This is a genomic window from Sagittula sp. MA-2, from assembly GCF_030126985.1.
GTDB lineage: Bacteria > Pseudomonadota > Alphaproteobacteria > Rhodobacterales > Rhodobacteraceae > Sagittula.
In genome coordinates this window covers 3319998-3336885 of the sequence record NZ_CP126145.1, presented here as the reverse complement: position 1 = coordinate 3336885, position 16888 = coordinate 3319998, and the positions used below count along the sequence as shown (strand labels likewise).

The following is a 16888-nucleotide window of genomic DNA, read 5'->3' as shown; positions in this document are numbered from 1 at the left end:
GCTAGCGCGCCACCGCCAGCAGCCCCTCCACATCGAGATGCGTTTCGAGGTGATCCGCCAGGGCATCCAGCGTCGCGTCCACCGTGGCATCGTATGCCTGCGACGAGGCCACCCCGAACCGCTTCAGGAACCCCGCGCGGAAGGCGTCGTCGGTGAACATGCCGTGCAGGTAGCTGCCCATCACCCGGCCATCGGCGGAACAGGCGCCCTCGGGCCGGTCGTCGACAAAGGCGAAGGGCCGCGCGCAATCCGCGCCGGTCGTGCGCCCGATGTGGATCTCGTACCCGGCGAAGGGCAGGGCGGTCGCGGCGTGTTGCGCGCGCACCCGGGTCAGCCGCTTGTCGCCGGTCATCACCGTGTCGACGTCGAGCAGCCCGAGCCCCGCCGTCTCGCCAGCCGCGCCCTCGATCCCGTCCGGGTCGGCCACGCTCCGCCCCAGCATCTGGAAGCCGCCGCAGATGCCCAGCACATGCCCGCCGCGCCGGTGATGGGCGGCCAGGTCGATGTCCCAGCCCTGGTCGCGCAGGAAGGCCAGGTCGCCCCGCGTGCTCTTCGAGCCGGGCAGCACCACGAGGTCGGCATCGCCGGGGATCGGCTCTCCGTGGCCCAGCATGGTCAGCCGCACGCCCGGCTCCTGCGCAAGCGGGTCCATGTCGTCGAAATTGGCGATGCGCGACAGGCGCAGGCAGACGATATGCAGCCCCGCACGCCGCTCCGGCGCCCGGATGTCGAGCGCATCCTCCGCGGGCAGTTTCCAGGCATGGGCAAACCACGGCGCGGTGCCGAAGCCGCGCCAGCCGGTGCGCGCCTCGATCAGCGCGTAACCGTCGTCGAACAGCGACGGGTCGCCGCGGAACTTGTTGATCAGGAAGCCCGCGATCCGGGCGTTGTCCGCGGGCGAGAGCACCGCCTGCGTGCCCACCACCTGCGCGATCACGCCGCCCCGGTCGATGTCGCCGATCAGCACGACGGGCAGGCCTGCTGCTTCCGCGAAGCCCATGTTGGCGATGTCGCCGGCGCGCAGGTTGACCTCGGCCGGGCTGCCCGCGCCCTCGACGATCACCAGGTCATGGCGCGCCTTCAGACGCCCGAAGCTCTCGGTGACATGGCCCAGCAACTGCGGCTTCAGCGCGGCGTATTCGCGCGCCCGGACCGTGGCGAGCCGCTTGCCCTGCACCACCACCTGCGAACCCACGTCGGTTTCCGGCTTGAGGAGGACCGGGTTCATGTCGGTGTGCGGCTCCAGCCCGCAGGCCCGCGCTTGGAGCGCCTGCGCGCGCCCGATCTCGCCGCCGTCGACGGTGACGGCGGCGTTGTTCGACATGTTCTGCGGCTTGAACGGCGCGACCGACAGGCCCCGGCGCAGCGCCGCGCGGCAGAGCCCCGCCACCAGCACCGACTTGCCCACGTTGGACCCGGTGCCCTGAAGCATGAGTGCGCGCGTCATTCCGGATCACGATCCCCGGGCAGCGGCAGCTGCGCGAGATGATATTCCCGCGCAAACCGCGACGCGGGCCGCGCGACGAAAAGGACGGAACCCACGGTGAAAAGCCAGGTCGCCGGGTACTGCGTGTCCTCCCAGAAGAACAGCACCGACCCCACGAGGAAGGCCATCCCCGCGCAAAGGTCGATGGTGGTATAGAGCTTCTCGTAGAAGCCATAGACCTCCTCGTGCCGGGAGGTGGCGTCCTGCATCCGTTTCCTGAACATCGGGCGGCGGTCCCTTCATGGCCTGGGCGTACTGACCTCCACCGTTACCAGCCTGCGAAGCAGGGTCAACGCACCGCCCGCCATCGCCCGTCGCCACGCATCTCTAATACAGCTTCCGATCAAAGCCGCCCGGCGGCCCGAACAGCGCCCCAGAAGCACCTCTGACGACGCTGCCACATAGGCCGCGGATGCAACCAGACCAAAACGGAAGGCGTCCGGTAAAAGCACCGACCCGCGGCCAAGGTGTGCCTTTGCACCTTCCAGCGAAACGCAACGCCTGCGGTCGCGGAGGGCCAGGGGACCTCGGGGCGCTTCGCCGCTTGAGCCTTGGGCCAAGCCACCACCGACAAATCCGCGCAACAAGACAAATCGCCTTCGCCTTCGGCGCGAGACCGCGACCCATCATCCCGCCCCGCTCCTTCGGCAAACGCCGCGCCCTTGCCAGCCATATGACGCATGTGGCCTCGTCCGGACGCCTCCGGCGGAGGTATTTTCGCCAAGATGAAGGAGAGGGTCGGGCACCGCGCCTCGGGCCTTCCGGGAAGGGGGAGACGCGGTGCCTTCACCTTGGGCGGTCATCGGGACCTGTCCCTGTACCGCCGGGCAAGCCTCCGCGATTCCGGTTAAGAAAGCCTTTCCTTCATCTTGGCTCAAATACCTTGGGGGTCTGGGGGGAACCCCCAGCGGGTCGGGGCGCCGCAGGCGCGCCGAAACCCGGTGCCACGGGCTCAGAACTCGACACCCTTCTGGGCCTTCACCCCCTCGCGGAACGGGTGCTTGACCAGCGTCATGTCGGTGACGAGGTCCGCCGCCTCGATCAGTTCGGGCTTGGCGTTGCGCCCGGTCAGGCAGACGTGGGTCATCGGCGGCTTCTGCTCGAGCAGGAACCCCACCACCTCGTCGATGTCGAGGTAGTCGTAGCGCAGCGCGATGTTGATCTCGTCGAGCAGCACGAACTGCACCTCGGGGTCGAGGATCTGCGCCTTGGCGATCTCCCAGCCGTTCCGTGCCGCCGCGATGTCGCGCTCGCGGTCCTGCGTCTCCCAGGTGAAACCCTCGCCCGACACGAAGAACCGGCATTCGGCCGCGAAGCGTTCGCGCAGGAACGTGCCTTCGCCCGTGGGCCAGGCGCCCTTGATGAACTGCACCACCGCGCAGGGCATGCCGTGGGCGATGCAGCGCATGATCATGCCGAATCCGGAGGACGACTTGCCCTTGCCGGTGCCGGTGTGGACGATGATCAGCCCCTTCTCTTCCGTCTTGGTCGCCATCATCCGGTCGCGGGCCGCCTTGATCTTCTTCATCTTTTCGGTGTGGCGGGCGTTCTCGTCTTCGCTCATGGCGCGGGCTCTCCTTGACATTGCCGGGCGTCCGGCGCATCAGCCGGGGTGCTGGTGCCTGTGTCTAGCAGGTGAAAAGGGAATGCGCAGCCCCGCGTCGGGGTCAGGCGCAGCCGCCCCCGCGACCGTGACCGGAAAGGGCCCGAAGCCACTGGCGAGATCGCCGGGAAGGCCGGGTGCCGTTGGGCAGACAGGGACCCCCTGCCGCCCAGTTCCGCAAGCCGGGAGACCTGCCAGTGGCCGCGCCGTGGAAGGGGCGGAGGAACGAAACCGGACGGGGTGATCCGGGGTCGGGAGAGGGCCTGTCATGGCCCGTGCCCCGCTCAAGGTCCCCCCATGAGACGCGCGAGGTCGCCATGTCATCGGAAGCCGAACTTCTGGTCTGCGTGAAGTGCCGCCGGGGGCAGGAGATCCCCGCCGACGACCGCCGGCCCGGCCAGGCGCTCTACGACGCGCTGGCCGCCCGGCCCTTGCCCGCGGGCCTGCGCCTGACCGCCGTCGAATGCCTGCAGAACTGCGACGCGGGCTGCACCGTCGCCCTGCGCGGCGGCGACCGCTGGACCTACGTGTTCGGGAATGTCGACGAGGTGTCGCATCCGGACATGCTGCTCGACGGCGCGGCGCGCTATCACGCGACCGGCGACGGGCTGATCCCGTGGCGCGAGCGGCCCGAACACTTCAAGCGCAACTGCGTGGCGCGCATCCCGCCCCTGACCCCGAACACCCCACTGGAGGCCGACTGAATGACCGATCTAGCCAAACTCCCCGTCACCGTGATCACCGGCTTCCTCGGCTCCGGCAAGACGACGCTGGTGCGTCACCTGATGCAGAACCCCGGCGGCCGTCGCCTGGCCGTGGTGGTCAACGAATTCGGCGACGTGGGCGTCGACGGAGAGATCCTGAAGTCCTGCGCCATCCCCGATTGCCCGGCCGAGAACATCATGGAACTGGCCAACGGCTGCATCTGCTGCACCGTGGCCGATGACTTCATCCCGACGATCGAGGCGCTGATGGCGCTCGATCCGCGCCCCGACCACATCCTGATCGAGACCTCGGGCCTCGCCCTGCCGAAGCCGCTCCTGAAGGCCTTCGACTGGCCGGACATCCGGTCGAAGATCACCGTAGACGGCGTGATCGCCCTGGCCGACGCAGAGGCGGTGGCCGCAGGCCGCTTCGCCCCCGACGTGGCGCGCGTCGACGCGCAGCGCCTTGCGGACGACAGCATCGACCACGAAACGCCGCTGTCGGAGGTCTTCGAGGACCAGATCTCCTGCGCCGACATCATCCTCCTGACCAAGCCCGACCTCGCCGGTCCCGAAGGCGTGGCGAAGGCCAAGGCGATCATCGCCGCCGAGGCGCCGCGCCCGCTGCCGGTGGTCGAGGTCGCCGAGGGCGTGGTGGACCCGCGCGTGATCCTCGGGCTCGAGGCCGCGGCCGAGGACGACATGGACGCACGCCCCTCGCATCACGACGATCATGACGACCACGAACACGACGACTTCGAATCGATCGTGGTGGAACTGCCGGAACAGGACACCCCGGCGCAGCTCGTCGTCGCCATCGAACGGCTCGCGAAGGAACAGAACATCCTGCGGGTGAAGGGCTACGCCGCCGTGAAGGGCAAGCCCATGCGGCTTTTGGTGCAGGCCGTGGGGGCGCGCGTGCGTCACCAGTACGACCGCCCGTGGAAGCCGGACGAGGCGCGCGTCAGCCGTGTCGTGGTCATCGCGGAACACGACGACATCCGTCCCGACGCCATCCGGTCGGTCCTCGGCGCCACGCCGGTCGCCGCAGAGTGACATGAAGTAGGGCGGGGCTCTGCGCCGCCTTCCCCGGGAACCGCCGATGCACGTCATCTTCCGCGAAAGCCACGGCCTCGACGAGAGCGAGACGCCGCAGGACCTGGGCCAGAGCCCGGCGGACCTCGTCGTCCTGTCGTTCTCCGACAGCGACCTCGGCGCCTTCGCCGAAGGCTGGCGGCGCGGCGGCGGACCGGAGGGGCGGATGCCCACGCTCCGCCTCGCCAACCTTGCAGCCCTCAGGCATCCGCTGTCGGTCGACACCTATGTCGAGCAGACGCTGGAGGGCGCGAAGGGCATCCTGATCCGGCTGATCGGCGGCGTGCCCTACTGGTCCTACGGCTTGCAGCAGGTCTTGGCGCTGGCGCAGCAGAAGGGCATCGCGCTGGCCGTGCTGCCCGCCGACGGGCGCGAGGACAGGCGGCTCGACGAGATGTCGACGCTGCCGGTGTCCACGCTGCGGCGGCTGGCGCATCTCTGCGACGCGGGGGGCACCGTGGCGGCGCAGGCCGCGCTGGCGCAACTGGCGCTGGCGGCGGGCCTCTATGCCGGGCCGGTGCGCGGCGCCAAGGGCCTGCCGCCGCTGGGCGCCTGGACGCCCGAACACGGCGTGACCTGCCCGGTGCTGACGCGGGAGCCGGGCAAGACGCCGCTGGCGGTGGTCTTCTACCGCTCCTACCTCGTCTCCGCCGACCTCGCGCCGATCCGCGCGCTTTACGAGGAGTTCGCCGCACGCGGCTTTGCCGTCACCGCCTTCTTCGTGCCCTCGCTGAAGGCGCCGGAGGCTTCGGGCTGGCTGCGCCGCCAGATCGCGGCGCTGGCGCCTGCGGCCATCGTCAACGCCACCGCCTTTTCCGGCAAGGGCGCGGACGGCACCTCGCCGCTCGACGCCGCCGACGTGCCGGTCTTCCAGTGCGTGCTGGCCACCTCCGACCGCAAGGCCTGGGCAGAGGCCGACCGCGGCGTCTCGCCCGCCGATCTCGCCATGCACGTCGTGCTGCCGGAGGTCGACGGCACCATCCTGGGCGAACCCGTCTCCTTCAAGGAAACCGGCGCGCGCGACCCCGACCTGCAGTTCGCACGCGCCGCCCATGCCGCCCATGCCGAGGGCATCGCGGCCCTCGCCGACCGGGTGGTGGCGCGCCTGTCCCTGGCCCGCCGCACCCCGGCCGAGCGCCGCCCCGCGCTGATCCTCTCGACCTACCCGGGCAAGGACTGGAACATCGGCCACGCCGTGGGCCTCGATGCGCTGGCCTCCGCCCGCGCGATCCTCGACGACCTGCGCGACGCGGGCCACGCCGTGACGGACGCCCCCGCCGACCTGCCCGCAGCCCTCCTGGCCCGTGCCGAAAGCTGGCCGCTGGCAGAGTATCGCAAGGTCCTCGCCACGCTGCCCACCACACTGCGCGACGACCTCCATACCGCCTGGGGCGCCCCCGACACCGACACGCTGGTCCGGGACGGCGCCTTCCGCTTCGCCGCCCTCCGCTGCGGCCGCGCGACGGTCGCGCTCCAGCCCGAACGCGGCACGCCGGAAACCCGCGACGACGACTACCACGACCTCTCGCGCACGCCCTGCCACGGCTACGTCGCCTTCTACCTCTGGCTGCAACAGCAGGCCGACGCGCTGATCCACATCGGCGCGCACGGCACGCTGGAATGGCTGCCGGGCAAGTCCGTGGCGCTCTCTGCCGCCTGCTGGCCCAAGGCGCTGACCGGCACCCTGCCGGTGATCTACCCCTTCATCGTCAACGACCCCGGCGAGGCCGCGCAGGCCAAGCGCCGCCTCGGCGCGCTCACCCTCGGCCACGTCCCCCCGCCGCTGCGCGAAAGCGGCACCCCAGACCGGCTTGCCCGGCTCGAGGCGCTGCTGGACGAGTTCTCCAACGCCGACGGCCTCGACCCGCGCCGCCGCGACCGGCTGCAATCCGACATCCGGGACGAGGCGCAGGCGCTGGGGGTGGAGGACGACCTCGGCCTCGACCGCGCAAGCTCCACCGCCGAGGCGATCACCCGCATCGACCGCTTCGTCTGCGACGTCAAGGAAAGCCAGTTCGGCGAGGGCCTGCACATCTGGGGCCGCAGGGATCCGACGGCGCAAGACCTCCCACAAGACCTCACCGGCTCGCCCGCATCCGAACGCCGCGCCATCCCCGCCGCGCTCGACGGCCGCCGCATCGCGCCGGGGCCCTCCGGCTCGCCCTACCGTGGCCGCCGCGACGTGCTGCCCACGGGCCGCAACCTCTTCACCACCGACCCCCGCGCCGTCCCGACCCGCGCCGCCCATGCGCAAGGCGTGAAACTGGCGGAGGAGCTCGTGCGCCGCCACCTGCAGGACGAAGGCGACTGGCCGCGCGGCCTGATCGTCGACCTCTGGGGCTCCGCCACCATGCGCACCGCCGGCGAGGAATTCGCCATGGCGCTGCACCTCCTCGGCGTGAAGCCGGTCTGGGACAAGGGCTCCGAACGTGTTTCCGGGATAGAGGTGCTGCCCATCGCGGAACTCGACCGCCCGCGCATCGACGTCACCCTCCGCGTCTCCGGCCTCTTCCGCGACGTCTTCCCGACGCTCTCCGCGCTCTTCTCACAGGCCGTACGCGCGCTGGCGCAGCGTGACGAGGCGCCCGACTGGAACCCCTTCGCCGGGCGCGCCGACCTCGCCCGGGTCTACGGTCCCGCACCGGGCAGCTTCGGCCTGAACATGGGCGCCACGCTCGAGGACTACAGCGACGCGGGCCGACGCGCCGCGGGGGAGGCCTGGCTGGCCGCCTCGGCCTTCGCGCTGGACGGCGACGCCGCCACCCGCGATGCGCAGGGTCTTGCCGCTCGCGTCGCCGCCGCCGACAGCTTCGTGCACCTGCACGACCTGCCGGAAACCGACCTGCTCCTGGCCATGGACTTCGCCGGGCACGAGGGCGGCTTTGCCGCCGCCCAGCAGGTCACCGGAGGCAATGCCGCGTTCTGGCATCTCGACAACACCGACCCCGCCCGCCCTCGCGCGCGCAGCCTGACCGAGGAGATCGCCCGTGTCGTGCGCGCCCGCGCCGCCAACCCCGCATGGACCCGGGGCATGATGCCCCACGGCTTCCGCGGTGCTGCGGAAATCGCCGCCACGCTCGAACACATGGCGGCCTTCGCGCACCTGGCCCGGGCGGTCCCCGACCACCTCTTCGACCTCTACCACGACGCCACCCTCGGCGATCCGGAAACCGACGCCTTCCTGCGCGAGGCCAACCCGCAGGCCCATGCGGCGATGCAGGCGCGTTTCGCGGAACTGCACCGCGCGGGCCTCTGGACCAGCCGCCGCAACTCCATCCTCGCCGACATGGCGACCGGCATCGAAAGGGCGGCGGAATGACAGACGGCACGGACCCACAGGTGCGCGGCTGGTGCCCCGGCGCGCTCCGGCCCATGGCCTCGGGCGACGGCCTCGTGGTGCGTGTCCGCCCGCGCTTCGCACGGCTCACGGCGGCGCAGGGGCAGGGGCTCTGCACCCTTGTCCTGCGCTACGGCGACGGCGGGCTGGAAATGACCAACCGCGCCAACCTGCAGATCTACGGCGTGGCCGCGGCCGACCACCCGGCGCTCCTCGACGGTCTGCGCGCGCTTGATTTGCTCGACGCCGACGAGACGCTCGAAGGCCGCCGCAACGTCCTCGTGGCCCCTGACCACGCCGAAGGCGACCTGACCCATCGCCTGACAGCCGCGCTTTACGCCGCACTTCTGGACCTGCCTGAGCTTCCGGCCAAGGTCGGCTTCGCCGTCGACACCGGCCCGGCGCCGGTGCTGACGAACGACCCTGCCGACTTCCGTTTCGAGATGTCGGCGCAGGGCCCGATCCTCCGCGCCGACGGCACTGACAAGGGCCTGCCCGTCACCGGGGAGGAGGCGATACCGAAGCTGATCTCGCTCGCCACCCTCTTCGCCACGACCCGCACCCCGGGGCAGCGGCGCGCCCGCGCCTGGACCGCCGCGGGCGGGCTGCCCGACGCCTGGCAGACCACGCCGCCGCTGTCTTCCCCGCATCCTTCATCTTGGCGGAAATACCTCGGGGGTCCGGGGGCGGCGCCCCCGGCGGGTCGGCCCGGCGCAAGCCGGGACGATCCCGAAGGCTATGCCGCTCCCTTCGGCCGGATCGAGGCCACGGACCTCGCGGAGCTTCTCACCCGCTCCGGGGCCTCCGCGTTCACGGTCACCCCATGGCGGCTCCTGCTGCTGCACGGCGGGCAGCGCGTGGATCATCCGGGTTTCATCACCGATCCCGACGATCCGCTGCTGACCGTCTCCGCCTGCCGGGGCGCGCCCTTCTGCCCGCAGGCCACGGTCGAGACCCGCGAACTCGCCCGCCGTCTTGCCCCCCATGTGCGCGACCTGCATGTCTCGGGCTGCGCCAAGGGCTGCGCCCGTGCCACGCCCGCCTCCGTCACCGTCACCGGACGCGACGGCGCCTATGACCTCGGTCAGGGTTGCGCAGGCGAGACCCCCCGGCTATCCGGCCTCACCGCCGACGCCCTCATCCAGGACCTCACCCGCCCATGACCTACCAGTACGAAACCGACGGGGCTGCGATCTACCGGCAGTCCTTCGCCACCATCCGGGCCGAGGCCGACCTCGCCGCCTTCGGTCCCGACGAGGAACAGATCGCCGTCCGCATGATCCACGCCGCCGGCATGGTGGGTCTGGAACGGCACATCCGCTTCTCCCCCGGTTTCGCCTCTGCCGCCCGCACGGCGCTGGAAAACGGCGCGCCGATCCTCTGCGACGCGCGCATGGTCTCCGAGGGCATCACCCGCAAGCGCCTGCCCGCCGACAACGCCATCGTCTGCACCCTGCACGACCCGGACGTGCCGGCGCTGGCGGCCAGCATGTCCAACACCCGCTCGGCGGCGGCGCTGGAGCTCTGGCGCCCGCACCTCGGCGGCGCGCTGGTGGCCATCGGCAACGCGCCCACCGCGCTCTTCCACCTCCTGAACATGCTCGAGGACCCGGACTGCCCGCGCCCCGCCGCCATCGTCGGCTGCCCCGTGGGTTTCGTCGGCGCGGTGGAATCGAAGGACGCGCTCTGGGCCGACCAGCCCGTGCCCTGCTGCATCGTCGAAGGACGCCTCGGCGGCAGCGCGATCACCGTCGCCGCCGTCAACGCCATCGCGAGCCGCGCCGAATGACCGCGCAGCACGGCACCCTCTACGGCGTGGGCCTGGGCCCCGGCGCCGCGGACCTGATGACGGTGCGCGCCGACCGGCTCATCGCGAACGCCCGCCACGTCGCCTACTTCCGCAAGGCCGGGCGCAACGGCCACGCGCTGACCATCGCCGGGCCGCTCCTGCCGAAGGACGCGATCCACTTCCCGATGGAATACCCCGTCACCACCGAGATCCCCCTCCAGGACCCGCGCTACAACGAGACCCTGTCGGAGTTCTACGCGCAGGTGACCATGCACCTCCGCCAGCTCCTCCTCTCGGGCGAGGACGTGGTGGTGCTCTGCGAGGGCGACCCGTTCTTCTACGGCTCCTTCATGCACCTCTACGAACGGCTGAAGGACACCGTCCGGGTCGAGGTCGTCCCCGCCGTCACCGGCATGTCCGCCGCCTGGACCGCCTCCGGCGCGCCGATCACCTGGGGCGACGACGTGCTGACCGTCCTCATGGGCACGCTGCCGTCAGAAACGCTGATCCAGCGGATGACCGACGCCGACGCCATCGTGGTGATGAAGATCGGCCGCAACATCGGCAAGATCCGCCACGCCCTGCGCGAGGCGGGCAAGTACGACCGCGCCTGGCTGGTGGAATACGCAGCCCAGGAGGGCCAGACCGTCCAGCGCCTGTCCGAGGCCGAGGACCGCGTCACCCCCTATTTCTCCATCGTCCTCGTGCACGGGCAGGGGCGCCGCCCATGACCGGCGCCGCCGCAGGCTGGGTGAAGATCGTGGGCCTCGGCCCCGGTGCCGACAGCCTCGTCACGCCCGAGGCGCAGGCCGTTCTGGCCGAGGCCACCGACGTGGTGGGCTACATCCCCTACGTGGCCCGCGTCGCCGACCGCCCCGGCCTGACGAAACACGCCTCCGACAACCGGGTGGAGATCGACCGCTCGCAGCACGCGTTGTCCATGGCCGCCGAGGGGCACCGCGTCGCGGTCGTCTCCTCCGGCGATCCGGGCGTCTTCGCCATGGCCTCCGCCGTGTTCGAGGCGCTAGAAGACGGGCCCGACGCGTGGAAGGCCTTGCAGATCGAGGTCATTCCCGGCATCACCGCCAGCCTCGCCGCCGCCGCCCGCGCGGGTGCGCCGCTGGGCCACGACTTCTGCACCATCAACCTCTCGGACAATCTCAAGCCCTGGGCGCTGATCGAGAAGCGCCTGCGCCTCGCGGTGGAGGCGGACTTTGCCATGGCCTTCTACAATCCGCGCTCGAAATCGAGGCCCGAGGGCTTTGCCCGCGTGCTCGACCTCCTGCGCGAGACCTGCGAACCCGGACGCCTCATGATCTTCGCCCGCGCCGTATCGGCCCCGGACGAGACGCTGAATGTCGTGCCGCTCTCCGACGCGACGCCGGACATGGCCGACATGCGCACCATGGTCATCGTCGGCTCTTCGCTGACCCGCCGCATCGCGGGCACGCCGCACGTCTACACCCCGAGGTTCGTCGCGGAATGACCCCTGCCGCCGATCACCCGCCGCACCCCCCGTGCGGCCCTGCCGCAGGGCAGCGCGCGGCGGTCGGCCTCAGGACCCGCTCGGGCGCGGTGCGGCTTTCAGCCCAGCCAGTCCAGCACGGCCTGCACGTCATGCGCCTCTCTCCGGTCGGGCAGGGCGGGGCGGTCGATCATGATCACCTCCAGCCCCAGCGCCCGCGCCGCGTCAATCTTCGCCCGCGCTCCGGTGCCGCCCGCGTTCTTCGACACCACCAGACCGATCCCGTTGTCGCGCATCAGGGCAAGGTCGTCCTCCAGCGTGAACGGCCCGCGGTCGATCACCGCGTGGCTGTCGGGGAAGGGCAGGGCCTCCTTCGGCGGATCGACGAGGCGCAGAAGGTAGAAGTGCTGCGGGTTCGGCGCGAACTCCGCCAGGTGCATCCGGCCCACCGCCAGCATGACACGCGTCGCGGGACGGTCGAGCGCGGCAACCGCGCCAGCGATGTCCGGCACCCGGGTCCAGCGGTCGCCCTCCTGCGGCTGCCAGGGCGCTCTGGTCAGGGCGATCAGCGGCGTGCCGGTCATCTCGCAGGCGGCCACGGCATTGGCGCTCATCTGCGCGGCAAAGGGGTGGGTTGCGTCGACGACATGCGTCACGCCGTTATCGCGGATGTGGCGCGCCAGTCCTTCGGCGCCGCCAAAGCCGCCGACGCGCTGCGGCAGCGGCTGGCGCACCGGGCGCTCCACCCGTCCCGCAAACGAGATCGTGCCATGAATGCCCTCGTCCGCAAGACGGCGGCACAGCGCGGTGGCTTCCGTCGTGCCGCCAAGGATGAGAAGGTTGGGCATGTCTGAGATCCAGTCCGATCCTTGGTTGACCATCGTCGGCGTGGGCGAGGATGCCGGCCTGACGCCCGCGGCCCTCGCCGCCATCGCTGGGGCAGAGGTGGTCATGGGCCCGCCCCGCCACCTCACGCTGCTCGCTGAGGTTCTGGGCGAGACCCGCGCCGAGATCAAGCCCTGGCCGGTGCCCTTCGCCGATGGCATCACCCAGTTGATTGCACTGGCGGGACGGCGCGTGGTGGCGCTGGCCTCCGGCGATCCCTTCTGGTTCGGCGCCGGATCGGTGCTGGCCGACCGGCTTCCGCCGGGCGCATGGCGGGCGATCCCGGGGGTCTCCGTCTTCTCGCTGGCGGCGGCGCGGCTTGGCTGGCGGCTGGAAGGCACGGTCTGCCTCGGCCTGCACGCCGCGCCGCTCACGCGGCTGGCTCTGCACCTCGCCCCGGGCCGCCGGCTGATCGTGACGCTGCGCGATGGCGCGGCGGTGGGCGACCTTGCCGAATACCTGCGCGCGGCGGATTTCGGCGCGACGGTGATGCATGTGATGGAGGCGCTCGGCGGCCCCCGCGAACGGCTGCGCCGCGTGACGGCCGAGAGCTGCGCGCTGGACGACGTGGACCACCCGGTCTGCGTGGCGCTGGAACCGTTGGGCGAGCCGCTGCCGCTGGCGACCGGCCGGCCCGACAGCACTTTCGACAACGACGGCCAGATCACCAAGCGGCCCGTCCGTGCCCTGACGCTTTCGGCGCTGGCGCCGCGTCCCGGCGAACACCTCTGGGACATTGGCGGCGGCTCCGGCTCCATCGGGATCGAGTGGCTGATGTGCGATCCGCTGATGCGCGCCACGGCGGTCGAGGCCGACGCGGGCCGCGCCGCCCGCATCCGCAGCAACGCCGAGGGCCTCGGGCTGGACCGGCTGCAGGTGGTCGAAGGCCGCGCGCCCGAAGCGCTCGACGGTCTGCCCGCGCCTGATGCGGTCTTTGTCGGCGGCGGCCTCTCGCAGGCGCTGCTCGACCGGCTCGACACGCTCGCCCCCGGCGCCCGCCTCGTCGCCAACGCCGTGACGCTGGAGTCCGAGGCGCTGCTGGCCCGCGCCCACGCCGCGCGCGGCGGCTCCCTCCTGCGCATCGAACTGTCCGACGCCATGCCCCTCGGCACCCGCCGCGGCTGGAAATCCGCCTACCCCATCGTGCAATGGAGCGTGACGCTATGACCGCCGTCCACCCGCCGCGCCCAAACCCGTCCCGGACGAGACCCCAAGCCGCGCCAGCCGGACCCGCACAGCCAGGAAGGACCGCCCCATGATCGTCGCCGGATTCGGATATCGCAGCGGGGCGACCCTCGACAGCCTGCGTGACGCCTACCGCCGCGCGCGGCTGGGACAGGAGGCCGACGTGCTCGCCACCGTCGAGGACAAGCTCCCGCTGCTCCACGACCTCGGGGCCGACATCCGCCGCCCCGCCGTCGGCATCTCCTCGAAGTTCATGCAGGTGCAGGAAACCGAAACCGTGTCCGAGATCGTGCTCGCCGCCCGCGGCGTCGGATCGGTGGCCGAGGCCGCCGCCCTCGCCGCCGCGGGCCCCGGCGCGCAGCTCCTCTCGACCCGCGTGGTGTCCGAGGACGGCCGCGCCACCTGCGCCTTCGCCATCGGAGAAGACGAATGACCGTACACTTCATCGGCGCAGGCCCCGGCGCGCCCGACCTCCTGACCCTGCGCGGCCGCGACCTGATCGCCGCCTGCCCGGTCTGCCTCTACGCCGGCTCCCTGGTACCCGAGGCCATCCTCGGCCATTGCCCCGCAGGCGCGCGCATCGTGAACACCGCGCCCATGGACCTCGACCGCATCATGGCCGAGATCGCCGCGGCCCATGCCGAGGGCCACGACATCGCGCGCCTCCACTCCGGCGACCTCTCCGTCTGGTCGGCCATGGGCGAACAACTCCGCCGCCTGCGCGAGATGGACATCCCCTACACCGTCACCCCCGGCGTGCCCTCCTTTGCCGCCGCCGCAGCAGCGCTCGGCACCGAACTGACCCTGCCGGGGCTCGCCCAGTCGGTCGTCCTGACCCGCACGCCCGGGCGCGCCTCCTCCATGCCGGAGGGCGAGACGCTTACCAACTTCGCCCGCACCGGCGCGACGCTGGCCATCCACCTCTCGATCCAGAACCTCGACACGGTGACCGCCGACCTGATCCCGGCCTACGGGCCCGACTGCCCCGTGGCCGTCGTCTTCCGCGCAAGCTGGCCCGACCAGCGCATCATCCGAGGCACGCTCGCCGACATCGCCGGACGCATGGACGGCGACATCACCCGCACCGCGCTGATCCTCGCAGGCCCCGCGCTCGCCGCCGAGGGCTTCGACGAAAGCTGCCTCTACGCCGTCGACTACGACCGCCGCTACCGCCCGCAAAGCGCCGAGAGCCCCTGGGCCGGATGGCGCCCGGAGGACGAGGCATGAAGGGCGTCCTCGTCTCTGCGCCGTCCTCCGGCACCGGCAAGACCACCGTCATGCTGGGCCTCCTCAGGGCGCTGGCCGACGACGGCGTGAAGGTCCAGCCGTTCAAGTCCGGCCCTGACTACATCGACCCGGCCTTCCACCGGGCCGCCAGCGGGCGCGACTCCTTCAACCTCGACACATGGGCGATGGATGCGGCGCTTCTGGACGCGCTCGCCAGCGAGGCGGCAGAGGCCGACTTCTGCATCGCCGAAGGCTCCATGGGCCTTTACGACGGCGTCGCGACCGAAGGGCAGTCGGGCTTCGGCTCCTCCGCCGAAACCGCGCGCCGCTTCGGCTGGCCGGTGGTGCTGGTGCTCGACGTGGGCGGGCAGGCGCAGTCGGCCGCGGCCACGGCGCTGGGGTTCGCCACCTACATGCCGGACTTGCCCTTCGCGGGCGTGATCCTGAACCGCGTGGCCTCGCCGCGCCACGAAAGGCTGACCCGGCTGGGGATGGAGCGCGCGGGCCTGAACGTGCTGGGCGTGCTGCCCCGGCGCGGCGACCTGACGCTGCCGGAGCGCCACCTCGGGCTGGTGCAGGCGGTCGAACATCCCGACCTCGACGCCGCCATCGCGGGCTATGCCGACTTCCTGCGCGAACACGTCGACCTCGATGCAATCGTCGCGGCAGGCCGGGGCGAATCCCGCCCGACGGGGCCGATGCGCCTGCCGCCGCCGCCCGCGCAACGCATCGCGCTTGCGCAGGACGCGGCCTTCTCCTTCACCTATCCGCACATCCTGAAGGGCTGGCGCGAGGCCGGGGCAGAGATCCTGCCGTTCTCGCCGCTGGCGGACGAGACCCCGCCACAGGACGCCGACCTCGTCTGGCTGCCGGGCGGCTACCCGGAGCTGCACGCAGGCCGCCTTGCCGCCGCCGACCGCTTCCGCACGGCGCTGTGCCGACACGCCGAAACCCGGCCCGTGCACGGCGAATGCGGCGGCTACATGGCGCTTGGCGAAGCACTGACTGACAAGGACGGCGTCACCCACCGGATGGCGGGCCTTCTGGGCCTCGCCACCTCCTACGAGAAGCGCAAGTTCCACCTCGGCTACCGCCGCGCCGTGCTGCAGGCGGCCATGCCCGGCTTCACCCCCGGCATGGCGCTGCGCGGGCACGAATTCCACTATTCCACCATCCTCGAACAGCCCGACGCGCCGCTGGCGCAGGTCTTCGACGCCGATGGCAACCCGGTGGTGGAAACCGGCTCCGTCCGGGGCCACGTGTCGGGGACGTTCTTCCACCTCATCACCGGCGAAGGGGGCATGGCATGACCGGCTTTGTCAGTTTCGTGGGCTCGGGTCCCGGCGATCCGGAGCTTCTGACCCTGAAGGCCGTGGACCGCCTGAAACGGGCCGACGCGGTGCTGTTCGACGACCTCTCCTCCGGTCCGATCCTCGGCCATGCGCGGCAGGGGGCGGACCTCGTGGGCGTCGGCAAGCGCGCCGGGCGTCCCTCGCCGAAGCAGGACCATGTCTCGCGCCTGCTGGTGGACTACGCCCTGACCGGCCAGCGCATCGTGCGGCTCAAATCCGGCGACAGCGGCATCTTCGGCCGGCTTGAGGAAGAGCTGACCGCGCTCAAGGCGGCGGGCATCCCGTACGAGATCATCCCCGGCGTGCCCTCAGCCGTGGCGGCCGCGGCTGCGGCGGGCATCCCGCTGACCCGGCGCCTGACCGCGCGAAGGGTGCAGTTCGTCACCGGCCACGACGTTTCCGGCGCGCTGCCCGAGGACCTGAACCTCGACGCGCTGGCCGATCCGCTGGCCTCCACGGTGATCTTCATGGGCAAGGGCACTTTCCCGCGCCTCTTCGCCATGCTCGAAGCGCGTGGCCTCCCGGCCTCCACCGCCGCGATCCTCGCCGAAGAAGTGAGCGGGCCGGGCCAGACCATCACCCGCACGACCGTGGGCGCCCTGGCCGAACAACTGGCCGCCGAGAAGGGCACCAAGGCCGCCCTGATCCTCTACGGCTCCCTTGCGGAGGCCTGAGGGTGCGCGGGCGGTCGGGTCTTTGGGGCGTCCGGATGGGCCGGGTTGCGGGATCTGTCCGCCGTGCCGGCCTTGCCGAGGGGCAT

General features: G+C 71.5%; 16 protein-coding genes and 1 riboswitch. Of the genes, 12 read left to right on the top strand and 4 right to left on the bottom strand.

The features are described 5' to 3' along the window. Position 1: 1 nt before the first annotated feature. From QNI11_RS16270 to cobO, 3 genes are all read right to left on the bottom strand, one after another. Positions 2-1447, bottom strand: a complete 1446-nt coding sequence (locus QNI11_RS16270) for a cobyric acid synthase (protein WP_283980901.1) — start codon at positions 1445-1447, stop codon at positions 2-4. Beyond that, entirely contained in the window at positions 1444-1710 is a 267-nt protein-coding gene (locus tag QNI11_RS16265; protein WP_100929599.1) for a YrhK family protein, read from the bottom strand. Before QNI11_RS16265 ends, QNI11_RS16270 begins: the two co-directional genes overlap by 4 nt. A 728-nt stretch (positions 1711-2438) precedes the next feature. Beyond that, the gene (gene cobO / locus QNI11_RS16260; protein ID WP_283980899.1) at positions 2439-3050 is read right to left on the bottom strand and encodes a cob(I)yrinic acid a,c-diamide adenosyltransferase; all 612 of its coding nucleotides are present in this window, start codon (positions 3048-3050) and stop codon (positions 2439-2441) included. Between the two features lie 35 nt (positions 3051-3085). Beyond that, positions 3086-3303: riboswitch (cobalamin riboswitch) on the top strand. A 103-nt stretch (positions 3304-3406) separates the two neighbouring features. Between cobO and QNI11_RS16255 the strand changes: the two genes are divergently transcribed. Genes QNI11_RS16255 through cobJ form a run of 7 tightly spaced genes read left to right on the top strand, consistent with a single transcriptional unit; the run spans position 3407 to position 11500 of the window. Then, positions 3407-3793 (top strand): DUF1636 domain-containing protein, encoded by a 387-nt coding sequence (locus QNI11_RS16255; protein ID WP_283980898.1) that lies wholly within the window; start codon positions 3407-3409, stop codon positions 3791-3793. Next, entirely contained in the window at positions 3794-4849 is a 1056-nt protein-coding gene (gene cobW, locus QNI11_RS16250; RefSeq protein WP_100929602.1) for a cobalamin biosynthesis protein CobW, read from the top strand. A gap of 46 nt (positions 4850-4895) precedes the next feature. Next, positions 4896-8207 carry a cobaltochelatase subunit CobN gene (gene cobN, locus QNI11_RS16245; protein ID WP_283980897.1) on the top strand — a complete coding sequence of 1104 codons (3312 nt, stop codon included), beginning with the start codon at positions 4896-4898 and terminating at the stop codon, positions 8205-8207. Further along, positions 8204-9388, top strand: a complete 1185-nt coding sequence (locus tag QNI11_RS16240) for a cobalamin biosynthesis protein CobG (protein ID WP_283980895.1) — start codon at positions 8204-8206, stop codon at positions 9386-9388. Before cobN ends, QNI11_RS16240 begins: the two co-directional genes overlap by 4 nt. Beyond that, positions 9385-10014: a precorrin-8X methylmutase gene (locus QNI11_RS16235; protein WP_283980894.1), complete on the top strand. Its 630-nt coding sequence runs from the start codon at positions 9385-9387 to the stop codon at positions 10012-10014. Before QNI11_RS16240 ends, QNI11_RS16235 begins: the two co-directional genes overlap by 4 nt. Next, positions 10011-10745 carry a precorrin-2 C(20)-methyltransferase gene (gene cobI, locus QNI11_RS16230; RefSeq protein ID WP_100929605.1) on the top strand — a complete coding sequence of 245 codons (735 nt, stop codon included), beginning with the start codon at positions 10011-10013 and terminating at the stop codon, positions 10743-10745. The genes QNI11_RS16235 and cobI overlap by 4 nt, the downstream gene beginning before the upstream one ends. Next, the gene (gene cobJ / locus QNI11_RS16225) at positions 10742-11500 is read left to right on the top strand and encodes a precorrin-3B C(17)-methyltransferase (protein ID WP_283980893.1); all 759 of its coding nucleotides are present in this window, start codon (positions 10742-10744) and stop codon (positions 11498-11500) included. Before cobI ends, cobJ begins: the two co-directional genes overlap by 4 nt. Positions 11501-11598: 98 nt before the next feature. On the opposite strand, the gene QNI11_RS16220 is transcribed toward cobJ, so the two are convergent. Further along, the gene (locus QNI11_RS16220; RefSeq protein WP_283980892.1) at positions 11599-12327 is read right to left on the bottom strand and encodes a cobalt-precorrin-6A reductase; all 729 of its coding nucleotides are present in this window, start codon (positions 12325-12327) and stop codon (positions 11599-11601) included. Between QNI11_RS16220 and cbiE the strand changes: the two genes are divergently transcribed. From cbiE to cobA, 5 genes are all read left to right on the top strand, one after another. Next, entirely contained in the window at positions 12326-13531 is a 1206-nt protein-coding gene (cbiE, locus tag QNI11_RS16215) for a precorrin-6y C5,15-methyltransferase (decarboxylating) subunit CbiE (protein ID WP_283980891.1), read from the top strand. The two genes, QNI11_RS16220 and cbiE, sit on opposite strands and share 2 nt — an antisense overlap. Before the next feature lie 88 nt (positions 13532-13619). Continuing rightward, on the top strand, positions 13620-13982 hold the full coding sequence (locus QNI11_RS16210; RefSeq protein WP_100929609.1) for a cobalamin biosynthesis protein: 363 nt from the start codon (positions 13620-13622) through the stop codon (positions 13980-13982). After that, positions 13979-14776, top strand: a complete 798-nt coding sequence (gene cobM, locus QNI11_RS16205) for a precorrin-4 C(11)-methyltransferase (RefSeq protein ID WP_283980890.1) — start codon at positions 13979-13981, stop codon at positions 14774-14776. Before QNI11_RS16210 ends, cobM begins: the two co-directional genes overlap by 4 nt. After that, positions 14773-16086, top strand: coding sequence for a cobyrinate a,c-diamide synthase (locus QNI11_RS16200; RefSeq protein ID WP_283980889.1), 1314 nt, complete (start codon positions 14773-14775; stop codon positions 16084-16086). The genes cobM and QNI11_RS16200 overlap by 4 nt, the downstream gene beginning before the upstream one ends. Then, positions 16083-16802, top strand: a complete 720-nt coding sequence (gene cobA / locus QNI11_RS16195) for a uroporphyrinogen-III C-methyltransferase (RefSeq protein WP_100929612.1) — start codon at positions 16083-16085, stop codon at positions 16800-16802. Before QNI11_RS16200 ends, cobA begins: the two co-directional genes overlap by 4 nt. Positions 16803-16888: the final 86 nt, after the last annotated feature.